Raw genomic sequence first — 21,542 nt, forward strand, 5'->3', positions numbered from 1 at the left:
CTCGTAATAGCTTCGCGAAGTGCTCCCGTTGGTCGCAAGCAAACTTTCAAGCCGACCAACGGGAGGCCCAAGAGGTGAACCCAGCCAAGACCGGTACACAAGTCACGAAGTGACCGCCGCCCGCGCAGGGCGCCCGTCCGGCAGGACACCCGCATTTCCCCCCACAATGAGAAAATAGAAACAAATGCTCCAACTCTCAGCAGCCGGCAAACGCTTCGGCCAAAAACTCCTCTTCGAAGACGCGAACTGGCTCATCAACCCAGACGAACGCACCGGCCTGGTCGGCGGCAACGGCACCGGCAAATCCACGCTCCTCAAGATCATCGGCGGCATCGAGTCCCTCGACTACGGCACCATCACCCGCAACAAGGGCGTCACCCTCGGCTACCTCCCGCAGGACGGCCTCGCCCTCCGCGGCCGCACCGTCTTCGCCGAATGCCTCTCCGTCTTCGACCACCTCCATGAGCTCGAGCGCGAATCCATCGCCCTCACCACCACGCTCTCCGAAGCCGACCCAAAATCGAAAGAGTACGCCACCGCAGCCGAACGTTACTCCGACATCGCCGACCAGCTCCACGTCCACGACATCTACAACCTCGACTCGCAGGTAGGCGCAGTCCTCGGCGGCCTCGGCTTCTCCAAAGAAGACTGGGACCGCAACACCGAAGAGTTCTCCGGCGGCTGGCAGATGCGCATCGCACTAGCGAAACTCCTCCTCCAAAAACCCAGCCTCCTCCTCCTCGACGAGCCCACCAACCACCTCGACATCGAGTCCCGCAACTGGCTCGAAAACTACCTCCACGACTACCCCAACGCCTACATCCTCATCTCGCACGACCGCTACTTCCTCGACGTCACCGTCAACAAGACCGTCGAACTCTGGAATAAGCGCATGCACACCTACCACGGCAATTATGAGAAGTACGTCGCGCAGAAAGAAGAGCGCCGCACCCAGCTCATGTCCGCCTACAAAAACCAGCGCGACCGCATCGAAGCCCTCGAAGCCTTCATCAACCGCTTCCGCGCCCAGGCCACCAAGGCCAAACAGGTCCAATCCCGCATCAAAGAACTCGAAAAGATCGAGCGCATCGAGGTCCCCGAAGACGAGTCCACCATCCACTTCTCCATCCCGCAGCCCCCGGCCAGCGGCCGTACCGTCATCGAGGTCAACAACCTCAAAAAGATCTACCCCACGCCAACCGGCGGCGAAAAACTCATCCTCGACGACCTAAGCTTCACCATCGAGCGCGGCGACCGCATCGCTCTCGTAGGCGCCAACGGCGCAGGCAAATCCACCCTCATCCGCCTCCTCAGCCGTCAAGAAGAACCCACCGCAGGCACCATCCGCGAAGGCCACAACGTCCTCTCCGACTTCTTCGCGCAAGACCAGTACAAAGTCCTCGACCCCAACGCCGGCATGCTCGACGACATCAGCGGCGCAGCCCCCAAGGTCCCCGTCGTCGAACTCCGCTCGCTCCTCGGCTGCTTCATGTTCTCCGGCGATGACGTCTTCAAAAAACTCGGCGTCCTCTCCGGCGGCGAACGCAACCGCTACGCCATGGCCAAGATGCTCGTCTCCCCCAGCAACTTCCTCCTCCTAGACGAGCCCACAAACCACCTCGACCTCCGCGCCAAAGACGTCCTCCTCGACGCCATCCGCAACTTCACCGGCACCGTCCTCTTCGTCTCGCACGACCGTTACTTCATCGACGGCCTCGCCACCCGCGTCTTCGAGGTCGAAGACCGACGCCTCCACATCTACCCCGGCAACTACGAGGACTACCTCTGGCGCAAACAGGGCGGCCCCGAAAAAGTAACCGAACAGATTACAAACTCTCTGGCACCAGCCCCTGCAGTTGTCATTTCGACCGAGGTGGAGAAACCCGCTTCTCTACCGCCGCTCACACCAGCCAATCCAGTCAAACGCCTCAATCCCATCAAGCTTAAACAACTTGAAGACCGTCTCCGCTTCGCCGAAGAAGAGATCCCCCACCTGGAATCCATCATCGCCGAAGCAGAAGCCCGCTTAGGCAACTTCACCTCAGCAGAGCAGTCCCAAAGGGACGCCGCCGAACTCGACAAGCTCCGCGCAAAACGCACAACCCTTCTCGCCGAGTGGGAAGAACTCTCCCTAACCCTCGAGGAGCAGCAAACCGCCTAATCCAGGCCAATCATCAGGCGGGCAAGCATACAATTGCAGGACGAGGACACACATGATTTATCGAAAGATCAACATGGAACTGATCGTCATCGAAGATGAAGCCGAGGCAGTTGTGGAACAGTTGAACGCAGCCCTCGATCGCCTTGAAGAGGAGCACACGATCTTCGGCGGCGACATCGAAACTTCTCCTATCGAAGAACCGAAAACACCACGGAGATCAGCGCTCACACACACCATGGCCGCGGGTGAAACGGCAGCTTCCGCTGTCAAGATGGCCGGCGAAAAGGTCGTCAACGCGCTCCGAAAAGTTATCTGACCGAAATCTCAGTCAACCTACACCGGCGCATAAAACCTTCACGCGACTGGGAAAAATTCTCCGTAACACTAGAGGACCAATTCTCTCTCGCAAATCCTGATCACGCTGAGAGTAACTACAGCATTGCCGCGTGCCGGGAGGTATATGCTTTTCGGAGTTCTTGATTCGGAGTGTCGATGTTTCTTCGCAAAGCTGCTACAGGGGTATGTTGTTCTTCCGGACAGGGTCCCAAAAGCTCGCCCGCATCAACAACGCCTGCGGTGCATATGAATTCGACGTAGATGGAGCCGGAGCCGGCGTCTCAAAGGTCTGGGAGTGGAAGTAGAGCCAGAGTCTCCAGGGCTCTTCGCCCGTTTGTAATCGTCGTCCCCATCCAGTGACTCACAATCCCATCGTGAGTCGCCGTGGCGAGACCTCGCGGTTCGCTGTTGCGGTGTCCGCATCCGAATTCTTTTTGCCTGCGATCGGGACTTGGGATAACCGCGTCCTTCAAAAATAAAGTTGAAAAGTCTGGCGTGTTTTTCGCCGCCACAAAGGTGCATGTTAATTCACCACGTTTGCCACGCAATTCACCACGTTCTCACCACCCAAAAACCACGTTTTGCGCCCACAATTTCGCAAAACCCCACCCAAAAACCAGCCAAAAAAATTATCTTCCCTCGCGCAGCCGAGCCGCCAGCCGCTCCGGCAACCCCGCCATCAGAATCCTTCCCTGCGCCGCCGTCAGGTCATACGGCACGCGATGATAAACAATCTCCCTCGCCTCCGAGTCACAGATCACAAACGCCGCCCGCCAGTCGCAATCTCGCGGCTGCCCCACAGACCCCGGATTGATCAGATGCCGCGTTCCCTCTGGAATCGCCATCTTCCAGCTCTCCGCCACATTCTTCGTTCTGAACTGTGTTTTGATCTCGTGCCACTCATGGTCCTTCTGCGAGAACCCACCCTGCAAATGCGTATGCCCAAAGAACGTAATCGCAGTCGCCGCCTGCTGCAGCGGTGCCCACGCATCCCGCATATTCAAAATGTACTGATCCTCATTCAATGGCGACCCATGCACACAGGTCACGCCCGGCTCTTCTGGAACCACTGGCCCCTGTGGCATCGCCTTCAGCCACGCGAGATTCTCCTCGCTCAGTTCTTTCTTCGTCCACTCTGCAGCAGCCCGAGCAACCGGGTTGAACCCCACCGCCGAAGTCAGTCCACAACAAACGCGATCATGGTTTCCACGCACATTCACCTGCGCCTTAGCCCGCATCAGCTTGACCACTTCGTTCGGGCTTCCGCCATACCCCACCACATCGCCCAGGTTCCATAGCACGTCATACGGCTCTGCTTCGGCAAGAACTGCGTTCAATGCTTCGAGGTTCCCGTGGATGTCCGAAATAACAAGCGCGCGCATGCGGTCAGATAGGGCGCAAAACGACACAAGGCCCAATCATCGAGTCTATAGACATTTACACAATGAGGGAAATCGCCGAATCCAGATTCAAACCGAAGCCAGCGGCACTGTCCTGTCCGTCTCCATCGTCGGAGCCGAAGCCAGCAGCCTGCGCGTATAAGCATGTTGCGGCTCACGAAACAGCCTCGCTGCCTCCGCCTGTTCCACAATCTCCCCATGCTGCATCACCGCCACCCGGTCCGCCACCTGCGACACCACCGCAAGATCGTGCGAGATAAACAGCATCGCCAGCCCATGCTCCCGCCGCAGCGTCTTCAGCAACTCCAGAATCTGCGCCTGCACCGTCACATCCAGCGCCGTCGTCGGCTCATCTGCAATCAGCAGCCTGGGCCGGTTCACAATCGCCATCGCAATCAAAATCCTCTGCCGCTGCCCTCCAGAAAACTGATGCGGATAGTCCTTCGCCCTGCACTCCACCTCCGGCAACCCAACCTCTTCCATCGCCTCAAGCACACGCGCCCTCACTGCCCTCCGCTCCATCTCCGGATGATGCGCCGCGACCCCCTCTGCAATCTGCGCCCCTACCGGCATCACCGGATTTAGCGCCGTCATCGGCTCCTGAAAGATCATCGCGATCTCGCGGCCCCTCCGCCTCCGCATCGCCTCTTCCGGCAACGCCAACAGATCCTCCCCATCAAACCGAATCGCCCCGCCCACCCGCGCACTATCCGGCAACAACCTCAGCACAGCCAGCGAAGTCGCTGATTTCCCGGACCCCGACTCCCCCACCAGTCCCAGCGTCTCCCCAGCCTTGATCTCAAACGAGATCCCTCTCACAGCCTCATGCTGCCCAAAGCCCACCGTCAGATCCCTCACCTCGAGCAGCACCGCAGCATCCATACTCTGCATGGTAGCGAACAAACCACGCCCTGCGCGGGCGGCGGTCACTTCGTGACATGTATACCGGCTTCGCCCAGGGCCTCCCATTGGTCGGCAAAAATATCTCCTCGCGACCAACGGGAGCGCCAACCGAAGGGGTACACAAGTCACGAAGTGACCGCACCGCGCAGCGGGCCCGGCCGGCAGGCCATCTCTTTCTCACCAAAAAGAGAAGGCGGTCTCTTATAGGACTTTGGCCACCAAATAGCGTCTAATCTCGATGACAGGCCTATGAGACACACCCATCGCATCCTCTTTGCCGCCCTGATTCTCTCCTGCTCCTCCACCTGGGCTCAGATGCACAAGGTCGCCAAGCCCGAGCAGGTGGTTCGCGCCGTCGGCGTATACGAGTGGACCGGCGACTTCGCCAAGCCCACTGCCAGCCGTCTCATCCCCGTCTCTCTCTTCATCGACGGCAAGATCGAAGACGCCGGCATCTACGTCGCCCGCCCCGTACCCTTCGCCCTGCTCAGCGGAAACGTCTACGAACTCCAGACCGCAGGCATCGACAAAGGCTATCTCGACCTCTCCTTCGCGCGTCATCTCGAGGCCACCACCTCCACCGGCGACCTCGCCTTCGACGATGGCTGGTTCGGCTACGGAACCGTCAAACCTCTCGCCGCGCCCAGAAAAGTAGCCGCTCTAAAACCCTCCAAAACCCTTCCCGTCCTCCACAGCTCCGCATCAGAAAACGCAAAGCCCCAAACAGCAACCAACTCCACAACAAGCTCTACCTCCAGCGACGATCCAGACCGACCCACGATGAAGCGTCGCTCCTCCGACACCCCAAGCTCCGGCACAACCACCTCATCAACGACCTCCTCAACCACGCCCACGCCATCAACAACCTCGGACGACCCTGATCGTCCAACCATGAAGCGCAGGTCAGACAGCTCGACCCCCGACAACAGTTCCGGAACCACCGCATCAACCGGAAGCACACCCGACGACGACCCAGACCGTCCGGTCATGAAGCGCCGATCCGATAGCTCCGACTCCTCCACAACTAGCAGCACCAGCACAACAAGCCAACCAGCCGATGACCCGGATCGCCCCACCATGAAGCGCAGCTCCGACACCTCAACCTCCACCGACACCGCATCGACAACCACCAGTTCCACCCCCTCCGACGATCCCGACCGCCCCACCCTGAAGCGGCACTCCGCCGAGGACGCCAAGCGAGCCCACGACACCAACTCCGTCGTCGGCACCGGAGCCCTGAACGACGACCCTGACCGCCCGAATCTGCATCGCGGCAAGCCGACCAGCGCCATGACCGACTCCGACCTTCCCAAGCTCTCCGGTCTCCCGCAAAACCTGCACCAGATGGTCGCCGTCTCAGACGCAGCCAATCGCGATCCCCACCCCTTCACCCTCGAATGGGACGATCCCACACAGCACGCTGCCGTTCTCGAAAAGATGCAGACCATGGCCCGCGCCCAACTCGCCGCCTACACAAAAACCCCAGCCCCCAAAGCCCCCGCTCCCACCCCAGCCGTAAAGAAAACCACACCCACCGCCACAACCCACCCGCATCGCACCACACCTGCACCCGCCCCTACCCCTCTCCTCGATGAGGAGCTCAAGGCCTACACCCTCAGCTACGGCGGTGCCGCAACCTACATCTACTCCGCCCACACCGCGGGCACGGGGGCCGACCTCCGCTACGTCACCATCGTCGCGCAGGACAACGGCCTCGGCGAACTCAAACCCGCCATCCAGAACGTCACCGACGCCGCCCACCTCGACCGCACCCCCCACATGCGCTTCGTCGATGTAGTGGACGTAGAAGCCAGCAACCGCGCCAGCCTTCTCTTCGAGCTACGCGCCCAGAACGCCCGCCAGTTCGGCCTCTACCGCGTCATCGCCGCCCACTCCGAGCAAATCTTTGTAACCGGCACGACGCAATAGCGCCCGACGCTCTCATTCCCGACATCTTCCGCTCACCGCTTGAACCCGCCACCGTCAGAAGAGTAACGTTTTGATTAGCAACGTATAACAACACAGGAGATTCCTATGCACCGCCTCCACATCGCTCTCCTGCTCCTCGCCGCAACAGCCTTGTTCGCGCAGTCTGCCGCCGTTCCCCGCACCAACTCTTCTGTCGTACTCCGTAGCATCCCCATGGGAACCGAATGTCCCATCGGCTTCCGCGCGAACCGCCAAGCCACTCCACAGATCCTCTCCGCAGGCGACACTCAAAAGAACACTCCAGCCCTGGGACTTCACCTCACCCTCGACCACCAAGCCGAACCCGCAATCGAAAGCGTCGAGATCACAGTCTACGGCGTCTCCCCCAAAGGGCAAGTCCTCCCAACCAATCAGTGGGCCGCAGACACTGACACGCGCGACGTCATCTCGAAGTCCTTTCAGCTTCAGCGCAGCGCCGATGCCGAAACCCTCAACAACGCCGACATTTGGATGCACCAGGTTGGTGCTCTTCGCTGGGTAGACCTGAACGAAATCCGCTACACCGACGGCACCAGCTGGCGCCCGTCAAGCTCCGCAAAGTGCCGAGCAGTCCCCAGCAACTTGATCCTCGTCGGCCAAAAATAAGTCGGTCAGAAATAAATTAATCTGAAACGCCCTACAGCGGAATGTTGCCATGCTTCTTGGCAGGATTCTTCTCCCGCTTCGTCGCCAGCATATCCAGCGCAGAGTTCAACCGCCTGCGCGTCTCTCGAGGCATGATCACAGCATCCACATATCCCCGCTCCGCCGCCACATAGGGATTCGCGAACCGCTCACGAAACTCCTCCACCTTATCCTTGCGAGCCTCCGCAAGAACCGCCAGCTTCTCCTCTTCGGTAAACGCCTTGCCCTGAGGCCACATCGCCTCTGCGCGCTTTACGGTCAAATCCAGCTCGCGCTTATAAACAATATTCACAGCACCCTCAGGCCCCATCACCGCAATCTCAGCCGTAGGCCAGGCCAGATTCAAATCTGTCCGCAGATGCTTCGAGCTCATCACGCAATACGCCCCGCCGTAGGCTTTGCGTGTAATCACAGTGAGCTTCGGCACCGTCGCTTCCGCAAACGCATACAGCAGCTTCGCTCCATGCCGAATAATGCCGCCATGCTCCTGCTGAATCCCCGGCATGAACCCCGGCACATCCTCAAACGTGATCAGCGGAATATTGAACGCGTCGCAGAACCGCACAAATCGCGCTCCCTTCACGCTCGCGTTGATATCCAACACACCCGCAAGAAACGCCGGCTGATTCGCAACAATCCCCACCGGCCGCCCCGCCATCCGCGCAAACCCCACCACAATATTCCGCGCAAAGTGCTCATGCACCTGAAAGAAATACCCATCGTCCACAACACGCGAGATCACATCCACCATGTCGTAAGGCTGATTACTCTCCTCCGGAATAATCGTGTCCAGCGCAGCATCCGCACGCGCCGGATCATCCTGCGTCGCCCGTCGCGGCGCGTCATCGAGATTATTCGAAGGCAGAAAACTCAACAGCTCCCGCACTGTCGCCAGGCACTCCTGATCGTCATGCGCCATAAAGTGCGCCACGCCGGAGATCTCGTTGTGCGTCACCGCACCGCCCAGCGCCTCCTTCGTCACATCTTCATGCGTCACCGTCTTGATCACATCCGGCCCCGTCACAAACATGTAACTCGTCTTCTCGGTCATCACCGTGAAGTCTGTAATCGCCGGCGAATAAACCGCACCCCCCGCGCAAGGCCCCAGAATCGCCGAGATCTGCGGCACCACGCCGCTAGCCAACGTGTTCCGCAGAAAAATATCCGTATATCCAGCGAGCGAAACAACACCCTCCTGAATCCGAGCCCCACCCGAATCATTGAGCCCAATCACCGGCGCGCCCACCCGCATCGCCATGTCCATAATCTTCACAATCTTCGCCGCGTTCGCCTCCGACAGAGACCCGCCAAACACGGTAAAGTCCTGCGCAAACACAAACACCACCCGCCCATGCACCCGCCCATACCCGGTAATAAACCCATCGCCAGGCACCCGCTGCTCGGCCATCCCAAAGTCGGTCGCCCGATGCGTAACGAACTTGTCTGTCTCCTCGAACGTGCCCTCATCGAGCAGAAAATCAATCCGCTCCCGCGCCGAAAGCTTGCCCGACTTTCGCTCTCGCGCCCGCCGCTCCTCGCCCCCGCCCTCTTCCGCAATGGCGTGACGCGCAGCAAGCTCCGCGAGTTTACGTTGATGATTGAGTGACTTCGCCACAGGAATGTCTGATTGAACAGGTTGCTCCGCTGCTGCCATAGAACGGAATTCTAGCAGCGCAACTCCAGCGCAGTCTCTCTATCGCGAAATACCTGGACAGCTGCCATCTCGAAGTGTTTACATCGACATCCTATTCGCCTGCGGAGGTACCCGGTATGTTCAATTCAGCCGACTGTGTCGCCATCCATCTACAAGACATCACGGCAGCCGAGAACTTCTACACCAACGTGATGAAGTTCACCCTCGTGAACCGCTCCGAGATCCACCTCGAATACGACACCGGCCAGTTCCGCCTCTGCATCGATAAAGAGCTCAACACCCGGCCGCCTCTCCCGAACTTTACCGTGCCAGACATCGGCGCCACCAAATCAGGTCTGCTGGCTAACGGCTGCGTCATCCTCCGAGAAAGCCACAACTCCCTCAACTTCAGCGACCCCTTCGGCATCACCTACTCCATTGTTCAGGCGTAGACACGGAAGCAAATAAAAGGCGAATATAATCTCCAGTACGAGCCGTGTCCGCCCCTGCCCAACCCGACCGCTTTCACTTCCTCCACATCGACCTCAACAGCTTCTTCGCGTCGGTTGAGCAACAACTCCACCCTGAATATCGTGGCCGCCCGCTCGCTGTCGTTCCCACCATGGCCGACACCACCTCCTGCATCGCCGCCAGCTACGAAGCCAAGGCGCTCGGCATCAAAACCGGCACACAGGTAGGCGAAGCCAAGCGAATCTGCCCCGACATCATCCTCATCGCAGGCAACCACGCCGAATACGCCAAGTATTCGCATGAGATCGCCAAAGCCGTCGAGCTAGCCTGCCCCGTCTCCCACACCCCCTCCATCGACGAGATGGTCTGCGAACTCATAGGCCGCGAACAGGAGCCGCCAGGCGCCCGCAAGATCGCCCTCGAGATCAAACAGTCCATCTACAAAAACGTAGGCGAAGCCCTTCGCTGCTCCATCGGCATGGCCCCAAACCGCTACCTCGCCAAGATCGCCAGCGACATGCAGAAGCCCGACGGGCTCATCGGCCTGCTCCCCTCCCAGCTCCCCCGCGCCATCGCCCATCTCGAACTCCGCGACCTCCCCGGCGTAGGCGCCCGCACCGAAGTCCGCCTCAACGCCAAAGGCATCACCACCATGGAGCAGCTCCTCGCCCTCGATCGCAACGGCATGCATAAGCTCTGGGATTCCGTCTGGGGCGACCGCCTCTACCACTGGCTCCGCGGCGCCGACAGCGGCGACGACGGCGCACCCGTCTCCTTCGGCATCCAGAAAACCCTCGGCCACTCCCACGTCCTCGGCCCCGAACACCGCTCGCATGAAGGCTCCTGGGCCGTAGCTCACAAGCTGCTCCACAAAGCCGCCATGCGCCTCAGGATGGAGAAGTTCTACACCAATTCCCTCACTGTCACCATCCGCTTCGCCCTCACAAGAGAACAAACCGAGCGCATCAAATCCAAGCGCCACACCAGCGGCATTAATCACTCCGGCTGGGCCATGGAGGCCCGCTTCCGCGAGTGCCAGGACACCCTCACCCTTCTCGAAGCTCTTCGCGGCGTCTGGGCCCAGCGCCCACAAGGCCCCGACTTCGCCAAGCCTTTCTTCGTAGGCGTCACCCTGCGCAACCTGATCCCCGAAGACGAGCACCAACCCGAACTCTTCGCCGACCCCAACAACCGCGCCGACCTCTCCAACACCATGGACAAGCTCAATCTCAAGTACGGCCACACCACCTTGCACTTCGCCGGCATGCTTCCCGCCCGCGAATCCGCCCCCACCCGCATCGCCTTCACGCAGATCCCCGTCCAATACGGCGTTGACTACATGTAACTCAGGGAAGCACAAAAAGGCGCCGAAGGCGCGTCAGCCTCGATGGCAGATCGCGCCGTGCGCGCAGCACGCCGTTAAGTTTTTAGAAATCCACCCAAACTAATGCCCAACAGCCGGCTTCTTAGCCGTAGTAATCACCACCACACTAATCAAAACAAAAGCCGTCCCCAGAATCGTCCTAAGCCCAAGCGCCTCCCCGCCCAAAAAATATCCCAGCACCACCGCCACCACCGGATTTACATACGCATAAGTCCCCACCTTCGTAGGCGATTCATGATGAATCAACCAGACATACGCGGTATATCCTACAATCGATCCCGCAACAATCAGATACAGCAGCGCCAACCAGGCCCCACGCGAAACGCTCTCCGGATGAAATCCGCGAAACTCCCCAAACGCCGCAGCAGCAACCACCAGCAGCAGCCCGCCAGTCAGCATCTGCGCACCCGAGCTCATCACTTTCGACTCCGGCAGCGGAAGCACACGCGTCAGCACCGAAGCCACCGCCCAGCTCAGCGATGCCACAATCAACGCGATCGCGCCAGTCGTCTCAATCGCCGCCCCACCTAGATCAAACGAGCGGCTCATCAGCACCGCCACTCCGCCAAGCCCCACCAGCAGAGCCAACGCCAGACGAACCGTCAGCTTCTGTGTCCTCAAAAAAATAATCTCCGCCAGCGCCATAAACGCCGGAATCATCGCCAACATCACCGCAGCAATCCCCGACGCAATCCGCTGCTCCGCCCAAAACAGCAACCCATAGTCGAGCACAAAGATCAGCGAAGCGATCACAACCACCGACCCCCACTGCCGCCTGTTCGGCAAGCACTCGCCCTTCGCCAGCATCCATCCAAAGAGCACAGCGCCCGCCACCACAAACCGCATCGCCGCAAACAAAAGCGGTGGAACCTCATGCACGCCAACACGAATCGCCAGAAACGTCGATCCCCACACAAGATAGATAATCGCGAAAGCCAACAAAGTCTTCCACGCGGGACGATCAGTAACGGCTTCCATTGCCAATTTCTACCACGCGCCGCCACCCAAAACTGTCAGTAGTCTTCAGCACCCTCACCCTCGCGACCCAGAGCATGACATCTGTCACCCCAAACTCCTGACGCCCAACACTACTGCGCTCACGCAATCCATCGCATCATCATCCTGTAATCCAAAACAGGAGACCGATCATGCCGCTGACCGCCATCGCCTACGAGACCGAAGCCGTCCCCACCCACGGCCCCCAGATCGCGCACCGCCAACTCGTCGCCAGTCTCACGGGCGTCACCAAGCGCTACGGCAATGCCCTCGCGCTCGACCGCCTCAACCTCTCCCTCCGTCCCGGCGAAATCGTCGCTCTCCTCGGCCCCAACGGCGCCGGAAAATCCACCGCCATCAAACTCCTCCTCGGCCTCATCGCCCCCACCTCCGGCAGCACCCGCGTCTTCGGCAGCGACCCCCGCCAAGCCATCACGCGCACCCGCGTAGGCGCCATGCTGCAAGTCTCTCGCATCACCGAAATGCTCAAAGTCCGCGAGCACCTCGACCTCTTCCGCAGCTACTACCCCAACCCACTCCCCATCCCCGACATCCTCCGCATCGCCCAGCTCCAGGGCATCGAAGATCGCCTCTTCGGTCAACTCAGCGGCGGCCAGAAGCAGCGCGTCCTCTTCGCCCTCGCCCTCTGCGGCAACCCCGACCTCATCTTCCTCGACGAGCCCACCGTCGGCATGGACATCGAAGCCCGCCGCGGCCTCTGGACAGAGATCCGCCTACTCGCCGCCATGGGCAAGACCGTCCTGCTCACCACCCACTACCTCGAAGAGGCCGACGCCCTAGCCGACCGCATCATCGTCATCAACAAGGGCCGCGTCATCTGCGAAGGCACACCAGCCGAGATCAAACGCAACAGCGGAGGACGACGCGTCCGCTGCAATACAAGCCTCTCCGTGGAAGTCCTGCAAAGCTTAGCCTCAGTCACCAACGTCGAACAAATCGGCGAAGCCACCATCGTCACCGCCACTCACGCAGAGAACGTAGTCCGCGAGATGCTGCGCCGCGACGAGACTCTCAGCGGCCTCGAGATCGCAAGCCCCGCCCTCGAAGACGCCTTCCTCGCCCTCACCAGGAATTAAATGTCGTCATCCTTCGCACCGCGAAGGATCCCTGTATTCAGCTTTTGCATTCGGCCACAGTGAGTAACCAGAAGACACGCTAAGGAGAAATCCAATGTCCACCGCAGCCACCGCAATCTCTCTTCCCGCGACCGCAAGCCCTGCGCGCACCTACGGCAAAGAAGCCAAGTACGAGTTCGTAAAACTCATCCGCACCCGCTCCTTCTCTCTCGCAACCATCGGTTTCCCCGTCATGTTCTACATCATCTTCGGCCTCGCCAACCGCCACGCCTTCGACGGCACCGTCCACATGGCCAAATACATGCTCGCCGGATACGCCTGCTTCGGCCTCATCGGCTCCGCTCTCTTCGGCATAGGCGTCGGTCTCTCCTCTGACCTCGCCGCCGGGTGGCTCGAACTCAAACGCTCAAGCCCGATGCCCGTCGCCGCCTATCTCTTCGCCAAATGCGCCTCCGCAGCCGCCTTCGGCCTCATCATTGTCAGCATCCTCACCGTCATCGGCATCACCTTCGGCGACGTCCATCTCACGCCGTCCGAAATCGTAAAGATGCTCGGCGTCACCTTCGCCGGCTCCATCAGCTTCGCCAGCATGGGCCTGCTCATCGCTTTACTCGTCCCCGCGAACGCAGCCCCCGGCATCATCAACCTCATCTATCTCCCCATGTCCTTCCTCAGTGGCCTGTGGGTGCCCATCAAGTTCATGCCCCACTGGTTACAGGGCATCGCGCCGCTACTCCCCACCTACCATCTCTCCCAGATCATGCTCAGCATCTTCCACTACAACGACTCCATGTCCCTCACCACCCACTGGAACGCGCTCATCGGCTTCACCTTACTCATGCTCGGATTCAGCCGCCTCATCTTCCATCGCAAAGAACAGAACGCATAATTGCAACGAACATCGCAACCCACGGCGTAAACTGCTCTGGAGTAATCCATGACCGGCAACGACAACATCTCGAACAAGCAAGAAAACAAGTGGCCCTGGATCTGGCTCGCCTACACAGGCTTTCTCTTTATCGACCCCATCTTGGAGCCAAGCCGCAACCTGTGGCTCGGCACCATCGCCGTCTTCGTCACGTTTCTCACGCTCTTCTACGGTTATGTCCGTTCAACCGACGAAGGCCGCCCACTGCGCTTCTGGATGATCGGCGCTACCATCCTTCTCGGCCTTATCACCTTTCCATGGAACGCCGGAGCCACGACCTTCTTCGTCTACGCCGCCGGATTCCTACCCTTCAGCATCGAGTCCAAGTCTCGTGTCCTCTCCCTCTTCTTCGCCGAGTCCCTCGCAATCCTCGCCGAAGCCTACGTCTTTCGCGCCCCCGGCTTCTTCCATATAGGATTGCCCAACGCCATCGTCTGCATCTTCCTCCTCGTCGTCATCGGAGGCGGAAACATCTTCTTCGCCGAGCAGAAACGAGCCGACTGCAAACTACGCCTCGCCCAGGAAGAGAACGTCGCTCTCGCCGCCGTAGCCGAACGCGAACGCATCGCCCGCGACCTCCACGACGTCCTCGGACACACCCTTTCCGTCATCGTCCTAAAAGCCGAACTCGCCGGTCGGCTCGTTGAAACCGACCCACAACGTGCAGCCCATGAGATCGCTGACGTAGAAAAGACCGCCCGCACCGCCCTCAGCGAAGTCCGCGAAGCCATCGGCGGCTATCGCTCTCAAGGCCTCACCGCCGAGATGGAGCAGGCCCGCAAAACCCTCCAATCCGCTGGCGTCGCGCTCTCCTGCGAATCCCCAGTCCCTCAACTCAACGCAACGGAAGAGACCGCCCTCTGTCTCACCGTCCGCGAAGCCGTCACCAACATCGTTCGCCACGCCAAAGCCAAGCAATGCCGCATACGCTTCGCCCGCTCCGAAGACGGCTATCACTCTCTCCTCATCACCGATGACGGCGCGCAACCGAAGATCAGAGAAGGCAATGGCCTCCGCGGCATGCGCGAGCGCGTCCAGGCTCTCGGCGGACGTCTCTCTGTCACCACCAGCCCGGGTGTCACCATCCTGATCGAGCTCCCTCACACCACCGACACCCACAACGAACCAACGCTGTCGACAGATTCGAGCGAGATCAAAGCTCCGCTCCTAACCACATGAGCCCCTCCATCCGCGTCGTCCTAGCCGAAGATCAGGCCATGGTCCTCGGCGCCCTCTCCGCCCTCCTCGAGCTCGAATCCGACATCTCCGTCATCGCCACCACCGCCAACGGCCGCGACGCCGTCGAAGCTGTGGCCCGCCTCAAACCGGACGTTCTCGTCACCGACATCGAGATGCCCCAGATGACCGGCCTCGAGCTCGCCGCAAACCTCCGCACCAACCACCCGAACGTCCGCACCATCATCCTCACCACTTTTGCCCGCCCGGGATACCTCCGCCGCGCCCTCGACGCCGGCGCCCGCGGCTACCTCCTAAAAGACCGCCCCGCCAAAGAGCTCGCCGACGCCGTCCGTCGCGTTCACCGCGGCATGCGCGTCGTCGATCCCGCCCTCGCAGCCGAAGCCTGGAACGCCGAGCTCGACCCCCTCACCGATCGCGAACGCCAGATCCTCCAGCGCGCCGGAGACGGCCGCAGCAGCACCGAAATCGCCACCGAACTCCACCTCTCCGAAGGCACTGTTCGCAACTACCTCTCCGAAGCAATCGCCAAGCTGGGAGCCTCCAACCGCGTAGACGCCGCCCGCATAGCTCGCACCAAAGGCTGGCTCTAGCCCCCTTTACGACCCCGCCAAAAGAACTCACTGCACTCGAAGCAAACCACCCGGCCGAGACGCGCAAGGTCAAATGTAAGGAATAACAAAAGAATTGTCATTTCGACCGGAGCGAGCCACAGCGTCATCGTGGTTCGCGCAGTGGAGAAACCCGCTGTTCAACACTTTTTCGGGCAACCATTTCCAAGATGACCCTAAACCCCATCTCCTGCATCCCACACACTGAACAGGAGAATTAATGAATATGTCTTCTATCCGCACCACCCTCCGCACAGCCGCCCTCTGCGGCGCTGCCCTCGCCCTCGCCACCGGCTGCAACAAAAAAGCCGACAACACCCTCAACTTCACCAGCGCCATCAACACCTACTACAGCGCCCACCCCGCCTGCCTCTGGTCCGACCCCATAAAATTCCCCGTCCAGGCCGACACCTCTGACAACAGCAAGACCTCCGGCTACGACGCCCTCGTCGATCAAGGCCTCCTCGTCCGCACCACCGCCGAAAAGAAAAAGTTCATCATCGCCAGCAAGCAGGTCAACAACTACGATCTCTCCGACAAAGGCCGCGCCGCCTGGACCGCCGACACCACGCAGCCCGGCTACGGAAACTTCTGCTACGGCCACCGCAAAGTCTCCAGCATCGACAGTTCCACCCCAACCACCGACAACGTAGGCGCCACCACCCAGATCGCCTACCACTACAACGTCCCCGACGCAGCCGGATGGGCCACCGCTGCCGAAACCCAAAGCGCATACCCAGCTCTTCAAACCGAGCTGGCCGCACCTCAAAACGCCCAGGCCACCCTCACAAACACCAGCAACGGATGGCAGGTCTCCTCCGCCAAGTCACTCAACAACACATCCACCAACGCAGGCAAGATCGTCGAATAACCAAGCAAAAAAAGAGCCGGCATCATTCTCTGCCGGCTCCTTCATCCAAAACGCTCTACTGATCCTCGTCGTCCTCAGGCCCCGAGCTCGCCGCAGCCGTCACCGCAGCATAAGACTTCATCTCGTACTCATGCGGCGGCACATTCCCGGCAAGATTCTTCACAAAGTAATCCCACCTCCGCCGCGTCATGTACTGACTCGCCTCTCCATATCCATGCGCCGCATTCGGAATAATCAGCAGATCAAAATCCTTATTAGCCTTGATCAGCGCATCCACCACCAGCAGCGTATTGTTCATCGGCACGTTGTTATCCATCGACCCATGCGCCAGCAGCAGCTTGCCCTTCAAATTCTTCGCAACATACTGGTTCGCCTGGCTGTCATAGTTCGTCGTGCCATCCGCATTCGTCACCAGCAGCCCGTTCCACTTTTCCGCCCAATCATCCTCATAGTCCCTCTGGTCATGATTCCCACTCTCCGCAATCCCCACCTTGAAGAAATCCGGATAATGAAACATCGCCGCCGCCGTAGCATTCCCGCCGCCCGAGTGCCCATACATCCCCACCTTATCGATATCGATCCACGGATACTTCGCCGCCAGCTCCTTCATTCCCGCAACCTGATCCGGAATCGTGTTGTCTCCTAAATCTCCGTAGTAAAACTCATGAAACTTCTTCGACCTCCACGGCGTTCCCATCCCATCGATGCACACAACAACAAACCCCAGCTCCGCCAGCGACTGCCAATCCCGATGCGCCGCCTCAAACCCTCTCCCACCACAAGAGCCCGTCTGCGGCCCCGGATACACAGAGTTCACAATCGGATATTTCTTCGACGCATCGAAGTCCGTCGGCTTGAACATGTAACCGTACAAGTCCGTCTTCCCATCCCGCGCCTTCACTACAATCGGCTCCGGAGCCACCCACCCAGCAGCCACCAGCTTCGTAATATCCTGCTTGGCAACATCCATCACAACCTTGCCGTCATCATCTCTCACCACAGCCGTCTTCGGCTGCGTCACCGTCGAATACACATCGACAAAATATCTCCCATCCTCCGACACCGTCACCGCATGATCCGCATTCTCCGGCGTCAGCAGCTTCATATCCTTGCCCGTAAACTTCACGCTGTAGAAGTGCGAAAAATAAGGATCGCGCCCAGCCTCTTTCCCCACCGCGAGAAAATAAATCATCCGCGCCTTCTCATCGACGTGCAGTACCTGCGTTACATTCCCCTCGCCGCGCGTAATCTTATTCTTCAGAAGACCGTTCGTGGCATCGTACAAATACAATTGCCCCCAACCGTCCTCCTCGCTGAACCACAGCAGCTCATTCGTCTTCGACAGATACTTCCAGTTCACCTTCCCATTGCCGCTCTCGAAAAACTTCGGCGCAGTCTCGCTGAACATATCCAGCACTTCACCACTCGCAACATCCGCAATCCGCACCCACTCCTGTTTGTGATCGCGCGAGGTCGAAACAAACACCAGCTTCTCGCTATCGTCGCTCCACTGCACATCGTCCCACCCACTCCCACCGCGGCAACTTATGTCATCGCACAAGGTCGAGCGGTGCTGGTCCGGCGCCATCTTCAACCGGATCACCTTCGCCTTATCCACATCAATGATCACCCGCTCAATCATCGTCACATCTTTATCCCCCACCAGCGGATACTTCCACGCCTTCAGCTCCGGATGCCCATTCGTCACCGGAACCATATACATCTCGCCCGTCTTGCGCTGGTCCTGCTGAAATGTCGCAATCTTCTTTCCATCCGGCGACCACACCAGAATCGCCTTATCGCTCATCGTCCAGCCGGCATTATCGGTCGCATAGCCATAGTCCTTCACACCATCCGTCGTTAGCTGCGTCTCCTTACCGGTCGCAACCTCGCGCACCCAAAGATTCCAGTCGCGAATAAACGCTGCCCTCGTCTTATCCGGAGAAAGCACGCCCGGATCGCCACCCTTGCCTCCCGGCACGATCACCTCCGCACACCTTCCCTCCCCACTCAAGTCGCAGCGAAACTTACGAGTCCCACTCCCCACCACAACCGTCTTATCGCCATCCGAAAACGCAATCTCCGAGATCACCAGGTGCTGTGCATCGGCCTTAATCTTGCCATCCGTCGCCGCAGTCAGCGCAGTCGCCAGCTTCTTCTGATCAAATGCCGCAGTCTTCGTTCCCTTCGCAGGATCGACCACCATGAACGTAATTCCATCCGGCCCATTATCGCGATACCAGAACCGCCCATCGGCCAACCACGTAGGCCGCGACACTCCGTGATAAACGAGCGCATTCACGTTGTATCCCATGAACTTCTCCGCCCGCTCATAATCCTCTTTCGTAAGCTGCTTCCCCTGCGCCCATCCACCTAACGTCAACGATCCGACCACTGCCAAGACTGCGGCTGCCTTACGCACGAACATTCCTATTGCCTCCAGATGTCACACTCATTCAACCTACAGGAACTTCCTTCAACCGCAAATGGTGGGTGTCATACGGATTCACACAAGGTACACAAGTCACGAAGTGACCGCGCCACGCGTAGTGGGCCCGTCCGGCAGGACATAAGAAGCAATTGATCAGGATGAAACTACACCTCGTAAACGATTCCATCCACCTTGACCTTCGAGCACCAAAAACAATGAAGGATCTCTTTACCGGGCGCAATCGCTGCGAGGTCCAGACGACGCCAGTGATGTACGCCCACGTGGCAAAGCAAGCCAAGCATGCTGTTGGCTTCGTGCTCCCTGTGCGGCCACAACTTCGCGGCGCGGACCGCCAGCTCAAGATCAGACACAGTACTCGCTGCACTTTTCATGGTTCGAAGATTACTAACTCTCTAAGCGATTTGGAACGGCCTTCTCATCACTTCCACGCACTCGCCACAACACCTGCCGCAAAATCCCCATCCACACCGGAGCATCACTCGCCGACACGCCCATCCGCAAAACCAATCGCCGAATCTGTGCCTCATCGCAGTTCGCAGGATGCCGCTTCGTATATCCGGTCTTCTCCAACATCTCCGTCAACAACTCTGTCAGCCGCTCCACCTCCCCAGCACTAGCCACCGCACCAGCCCCACCCGCAACAACCGAACCGTGCCCCCGCACCAACTCATACAAACAAACCGCCACTGCCTGTCCAAGATTCATTGAAGGGTGTCGAACATCCTCATGCTCCTGCATCGGAATCGTCAGCAACCAATGACAGTAGCTCAACTCATCGTTACTAAGACCGGTCTTCTCCGAGCCGAACAGCAGCGCAACTCTACCCTCGCCACCCAACTCCGCGCCAATCCTCTCTCCTGCCTCAGCCAAGGCATATACAGGATGCTGCAACGCCCGCTCACCCACCGCGGTGGTCCCAATAACAAGCGTGCAATCCGCAACCGCCTCTCGAACACCGGCAAACGACGACGCCCCCGCCACCACAACCGAAGCATCCACCGCCGACCGCGCCGTCTCAAACGGCACCTCGTACTCATTCACAATCCGCAGATGCCGAAACCCGAAATCATGCATCGCCCGCGCCACTGCGCCGATGTTATTCGGATTGCGCGCACGCACCAGCACCACCACAACTCGATCCAACTGTCGCTCGTTTCTCATCAAATCGATTCTAGGCGCGATGCAAAAAAGGCCGGCGAAGAAATCTCGCCGGCCTACTTCGTTTACTGGAGCTATGACCTACCGTTTCGGTTCGTGACCGCCACCATGTTCGCCACCACCATGCCCACCCTCAGCATGCGGCTGGGCCTGTGCGTGCTCCTGCTGAGGCTGCGCATGCTGCTGCGGTTGAACCTGTGCATGTTGCTGTTGTTGGTATTGAATATGTTGCTGCGGTGCAGCATTCGCATGAACACTCGCCTGCTGAGTGGTGTGCTGACCACCCTGCTGTCCGAAGCCGCCGCGCTGCTGTACGGTCGCGTGATACTCAGTCGTTGTCCGGGCCGCTGCATACTGCGGATGGCCGCCATTGACCGATGCAAAGTTACTCCGATCCGCATGCGCCATCTGCACATGGCTCTGCTGCTCAGCCGTGGGTGCGATATGGTTCTCCCGCGCAAACGAAGCCTCCTGTGCAGAGGGGCGAGCCTGGATGCCGCCGGTCCCGCCGTTGAAGCTCGTACGGTTATAAACCGTCGTATGGTTGATCACGGTCCGGTCTTCATAAACATTGTGGATCACGGTCCGATTCACGTTGACGACCGCGGTGTTGTACGCAAAGTGGCCTCCCTCCCAGCGTCCGCCGCCAAAGCCAACGCCGCCGTAGCCAAACCCGTAGTTCACGCCACCATAGAAACCAACGTGCGGCCCCCAATATCCCGCGTGGAAGATATAAGCGCTACCGCCCCATCCCCAATAACCCGGCGTCCACAGCACTCCAACCTGCGGAGGCCGGACCCACACTCCCGGAACCCAGTAATAACCCTCAGGACCATAGGCCCAATAGCCAGGGTTCCACAGATATCCATCGCCCGGGCAGATCGGCTGCGTATAAACCGGCAACACCGGAGGCGCAATCCCCACTGAAATAAACACTCCAGCAAAAGAAGCAGCCGGCAAAAGCGCAAGAGCCGCGCCCACTACAAACCTACGAACTAAATTCGTCAATCTCATACATCCATCCTTTAGTTGGCCTCGCAGCACCTTCGCCACGGAACACAGTTTTCTTGAATAGCCCACAATCTCAACGACTATTCACTCTCTTCCCACCGTTCGAACACACTCCCTCAGCAGAAGTTCCGCACGATTACCGTAGGCTCCTGTCAGATCGAGCAGTAATCCCTCAATCGTTGTACGAGAGGCGCAGAAATCATCCTCATCGAACTTCAGCCAGATCGCATTCTCTATCCTTGACCTCGCCTTGCTCACAGGATCAATCTGCCTCAACTCTCATCTTAAGTGAGCTTCGATCTTGTTGCATCTCGCCCGCC

19 protein-coding genes are annotated in these 21,542 nt (G+C 59.3%); 11 read left to right on the forward strand and 8 right to left on the reverse strand.

The window, feature by feature from the left end; translation table 11 throughout:
* The first annotated feature begins 184 nt into the window (after positions 1-184).
* Together RBB76_RS08875 and RBB76_RS08880 are read left to right on the forward strand one after the other, a co-directional pair.
* Complete coding sequence (locus tag RBB76_RS08875; protein WP_429627780.1) at positions 185-2,161, forward strand: ABC-F family ATP-binding cassette domain-containing protein; 1,977 nt, start codon at positions 185-187, stop codon at positions 2,159-2,161.
* A gap of 52 nt (positions 2,162-2,213) precedes the next feature.
* Entirely contained in the window at positions 2,214-2,477 is a 264-nt protein-coding gene (locus tag RBB76_RS08880; RefSeq protein WP_429627779.1) for a hypothetical protein, read from the forward strand.
* A gap of 649 nt (positions 2,478-3,126) precedes the next feature.
* Here the strand turns inward: RBB76_RS08880 and RBB76_RS08885 are convergent.
* Positions 3,127-3,879 carry a metallophosphoesterase family protein gene (locus tag RBB76_RS08885; RefSeq protein ID WP_429627778.1) on the reverse strand — a complete coding sequence of 251 codons (753 nt, stop codon included), beginning with the start codon at positions 3,877-3,879 and terminating at the stop codon, positions 3,127-3,129.
* Between the two features lie 87 nt (positions 3,880-3,966).
* Positions 3,967-4,779 carry an ATP-binding cassette domain-containing protein gene (locus tag RBB76_RS08890; RefSeq protein ID WP_429628888.1) on the reverse strand — a complete coding sequence of 271 codons (813 nt, stop codon included), beginning with the start codon at positions 4,777-4,779 and terminating at the stop codon, positions 3,967-3,969.
* Positions 4,780-5,049: 270 nt separating this feature from the next.
* Between RBB76_RS08890 and RBB76_RS08895 the strand changes: the two genes are divergently transcribed.
* Complete coding sequence (locus tag RBB76_RS08895; RefSeq protein WP_429627777.1) at positions 5,050-6,729, forward strand: hypothetical protein; 1,680 nt, start codon at positions 5,050-5,052, stop codon at positions 6,727-6,729.
* Positions 6,730-6,834: 105 nt separating this feature from the next.
* A complete protein-coding gene (locus tag RBB76_RS08900; protein ID WP_429627776.1) occupies positions 6,835-7,374 on the forward strand; it encodes a hypothetical protein in 540 nt (179 codons plus the stop codon).
* A gap of 31 nt (positions 7,375-7,405) precedes the next feature.
* Here the strand turns inward: RBB76_RS08900 and RBB76_RS08905 are convergent, their stop codons facing one another.
* On the reverse strand, positions 7,406-9,067 hold the full coding sequence (locus tag RBB76_RS08905) for an acyl-CoA carboxylase subunit beta (RefSeq protein ID WP_429627775.1): 1,662 nt from the start codon (positions 9,065-9,067) through the stop codon (positions 7,406-7,408).
* Between the two features lie 116 nt (positions 9,068-9,183).
* On the opposite strand from RBB76_RS08905, the gene RBB76_RS08910 reads away from it, so the two are divergent.
* Both RBB76_RS08910 and RBB76_RS08915 read left to right on the forward strand, forming a co-directional pair.
* A complete protein-coding gene (locus tag RBB76_RS08910; RefSeq protein ID WP_429627774.1) occupies positions 9,184-9,498 on the forward strand; it encodes a VOC family protein in 315 nt (104 codons plus the stop codon).
* Positions 9,499-9,542: 44 nt separating this feature from the next.
* Positions 9,543-10,862, forward strand: coding sequence for a DNA polymerase thumb domain-containing protein (locus RBB76_RS08915; protein WP_429627773.1), 1,320 nt, complete (start codon positions 9,543-9,545; stop codon positions 10,860-10,862).
* Between the two features lie 99 nt (positions 10,863-10,961).
* Here RBB76_RS08915 and RBB76_RS08920 read toward each other — a convergent pair whose 3' ends face one another.
* Complete coding sequence (locus tag RBB76_RS08920) at positions 10,962-11,879, reverse strand: EamA family transporter (protein ID WP_429627772.1); 918 nt, start codon at positions 11,877-11,879, stop codon at positions 10,962-10,964.
* A gap of 170 nt (positions 11,880-12,049) precedes the next feature.
* On the opposite strand from RBB76_RS08920, the gene RBB76_RS08925 reads away from it, so the two are divergent.
* The 5 genes from RBB76_RS08925 (at position 12,050) to RBB76_RS08945 (ending at position 16,601) form a co-directional block, all read left to right on the forward strand.
* Positions 12,050-12,994: an ABC transporter ATP-binding protein gene (locus RBB76_RS08925; RefSeq protein WP_429627771.1), complete on the forward strand. Its 945-nt coding sequence runs from the start codon at positions 12,050-12,052 to the stop codon at positions 12,992-12,994.
* 94 nt (positions 12,995-13,088) lie between these two features.
* Entirely contained in the window at positions 13,089-13,883 is a 795-nt protein-coding gene (locus RBB76_RS08930; protein WP_429627770.1) for an ABC transporter permease, read from the forward strand.
* 48 nt (positions 13,884-13,931) lie between these two features.
* Positions 13,932-15,101, forward strand: a complete 1,170-nt coding sequence (locus tag RBB76_RS08935) for a sensor histidine kinase (protein ID WP_429627769.1) — start codon at positions 13,932-13,934, stop codon at positions 15,099-15,101.
* Positions 15,098-15,712: a response regulator transcription factor gene (locus RBB76_RS08940; RefSeq protein WP_429627768.1), complete on the forward strand. Its 615-nt coding sequence runs from the start codon at positions 15,098-15,100 to the stop codon at positions 15,710-15,712. Before RBB76_RS08935 ends, RBB76_RS08940 begins: the two co-directional genes overlap by 4 nt.
* A gap of 238 nt (positions 15,713-15,950) precedes the next feature.
* Positions 15,951-16,601 carry a hypothetical protein gene (locus RBB76_RS08945; RefSeq protein WP_429627767.1) on the forward strand — a complete coding sequence of 217 codons (651 nt, stop codon included), beginning with the start codon at positions 15,951-15,953 and terminating at the stop codon, positions 16,599-16,601.
* Positions 16,602-16,656: 55 nt separating this feature from the next.
* Here RBB76_RS08945 and RBB76_RS08950 read toward each other — a convergent pair whose 3' ends face one another.
* The 4 genes from RBB76_RS08950 to RBB76_RS08965 form a co-directional block, all read right to left on the reverse strand.
* On the reverse strand, positions 16,657-19,029 hold the full coding sequence (locus tag RBB76_RS08950; protein ID WP_429627766.1) for a DPP IV N-terminal domain-containing protein: 2,373 nt from the start codon (positions 19,027-19,029) through the stop codon (positions 16,657-16,659).
* Positions 19,030-19,196: 167 nt separating this feature from the next.
* Positions 19,197-19,403, reverse strand: a complete 207-nt coding sequence (locus RBB76_RS08955; RefSeq protein ID WP_429627765.1) for a hypothetical protein — start codon at positions 19,401-19,403, stop codon at positions 19,197-19,199.
* 34 nt (positions 19,404-19,437) lie between these two features.
* Positions 19,438-20,214, reverse strand: a complete 777-nt coding sequence (locus tag RBB76_RS08960) for an RNA methyltransferase (protein WP_429627764.1) — start codon at positions 20,212-20,214, stop codon at positions 19,438-19,440.
* A 78-nt stretch (positions 20,215-20,292) separates the two neighbouring features.
* Positions 20,293-21,225, reverse strand: coding sequence for a YXWGXW repeat-containing protein (locus RBB76_RS08965; RefSeq protein WP_429627763.1), 933 nt, complete (start codon positions 21,223-21,225; stop codon positions 20,293-20,295).
* Between the last annotated feature and the right edge of the window lie 317 nt (positions 21,226-21,542).

This window comes from Tunturiibacter psychrotolerans, from assembly GCF_051013365.1.
GTDB classification, from domain to species: Bacteria; Acidobacteriota; Terriglobia; order Terriglobales; family Acidobacteriaceae; genus Edaphobacter; species Edaphobacter psychrotolerans_A.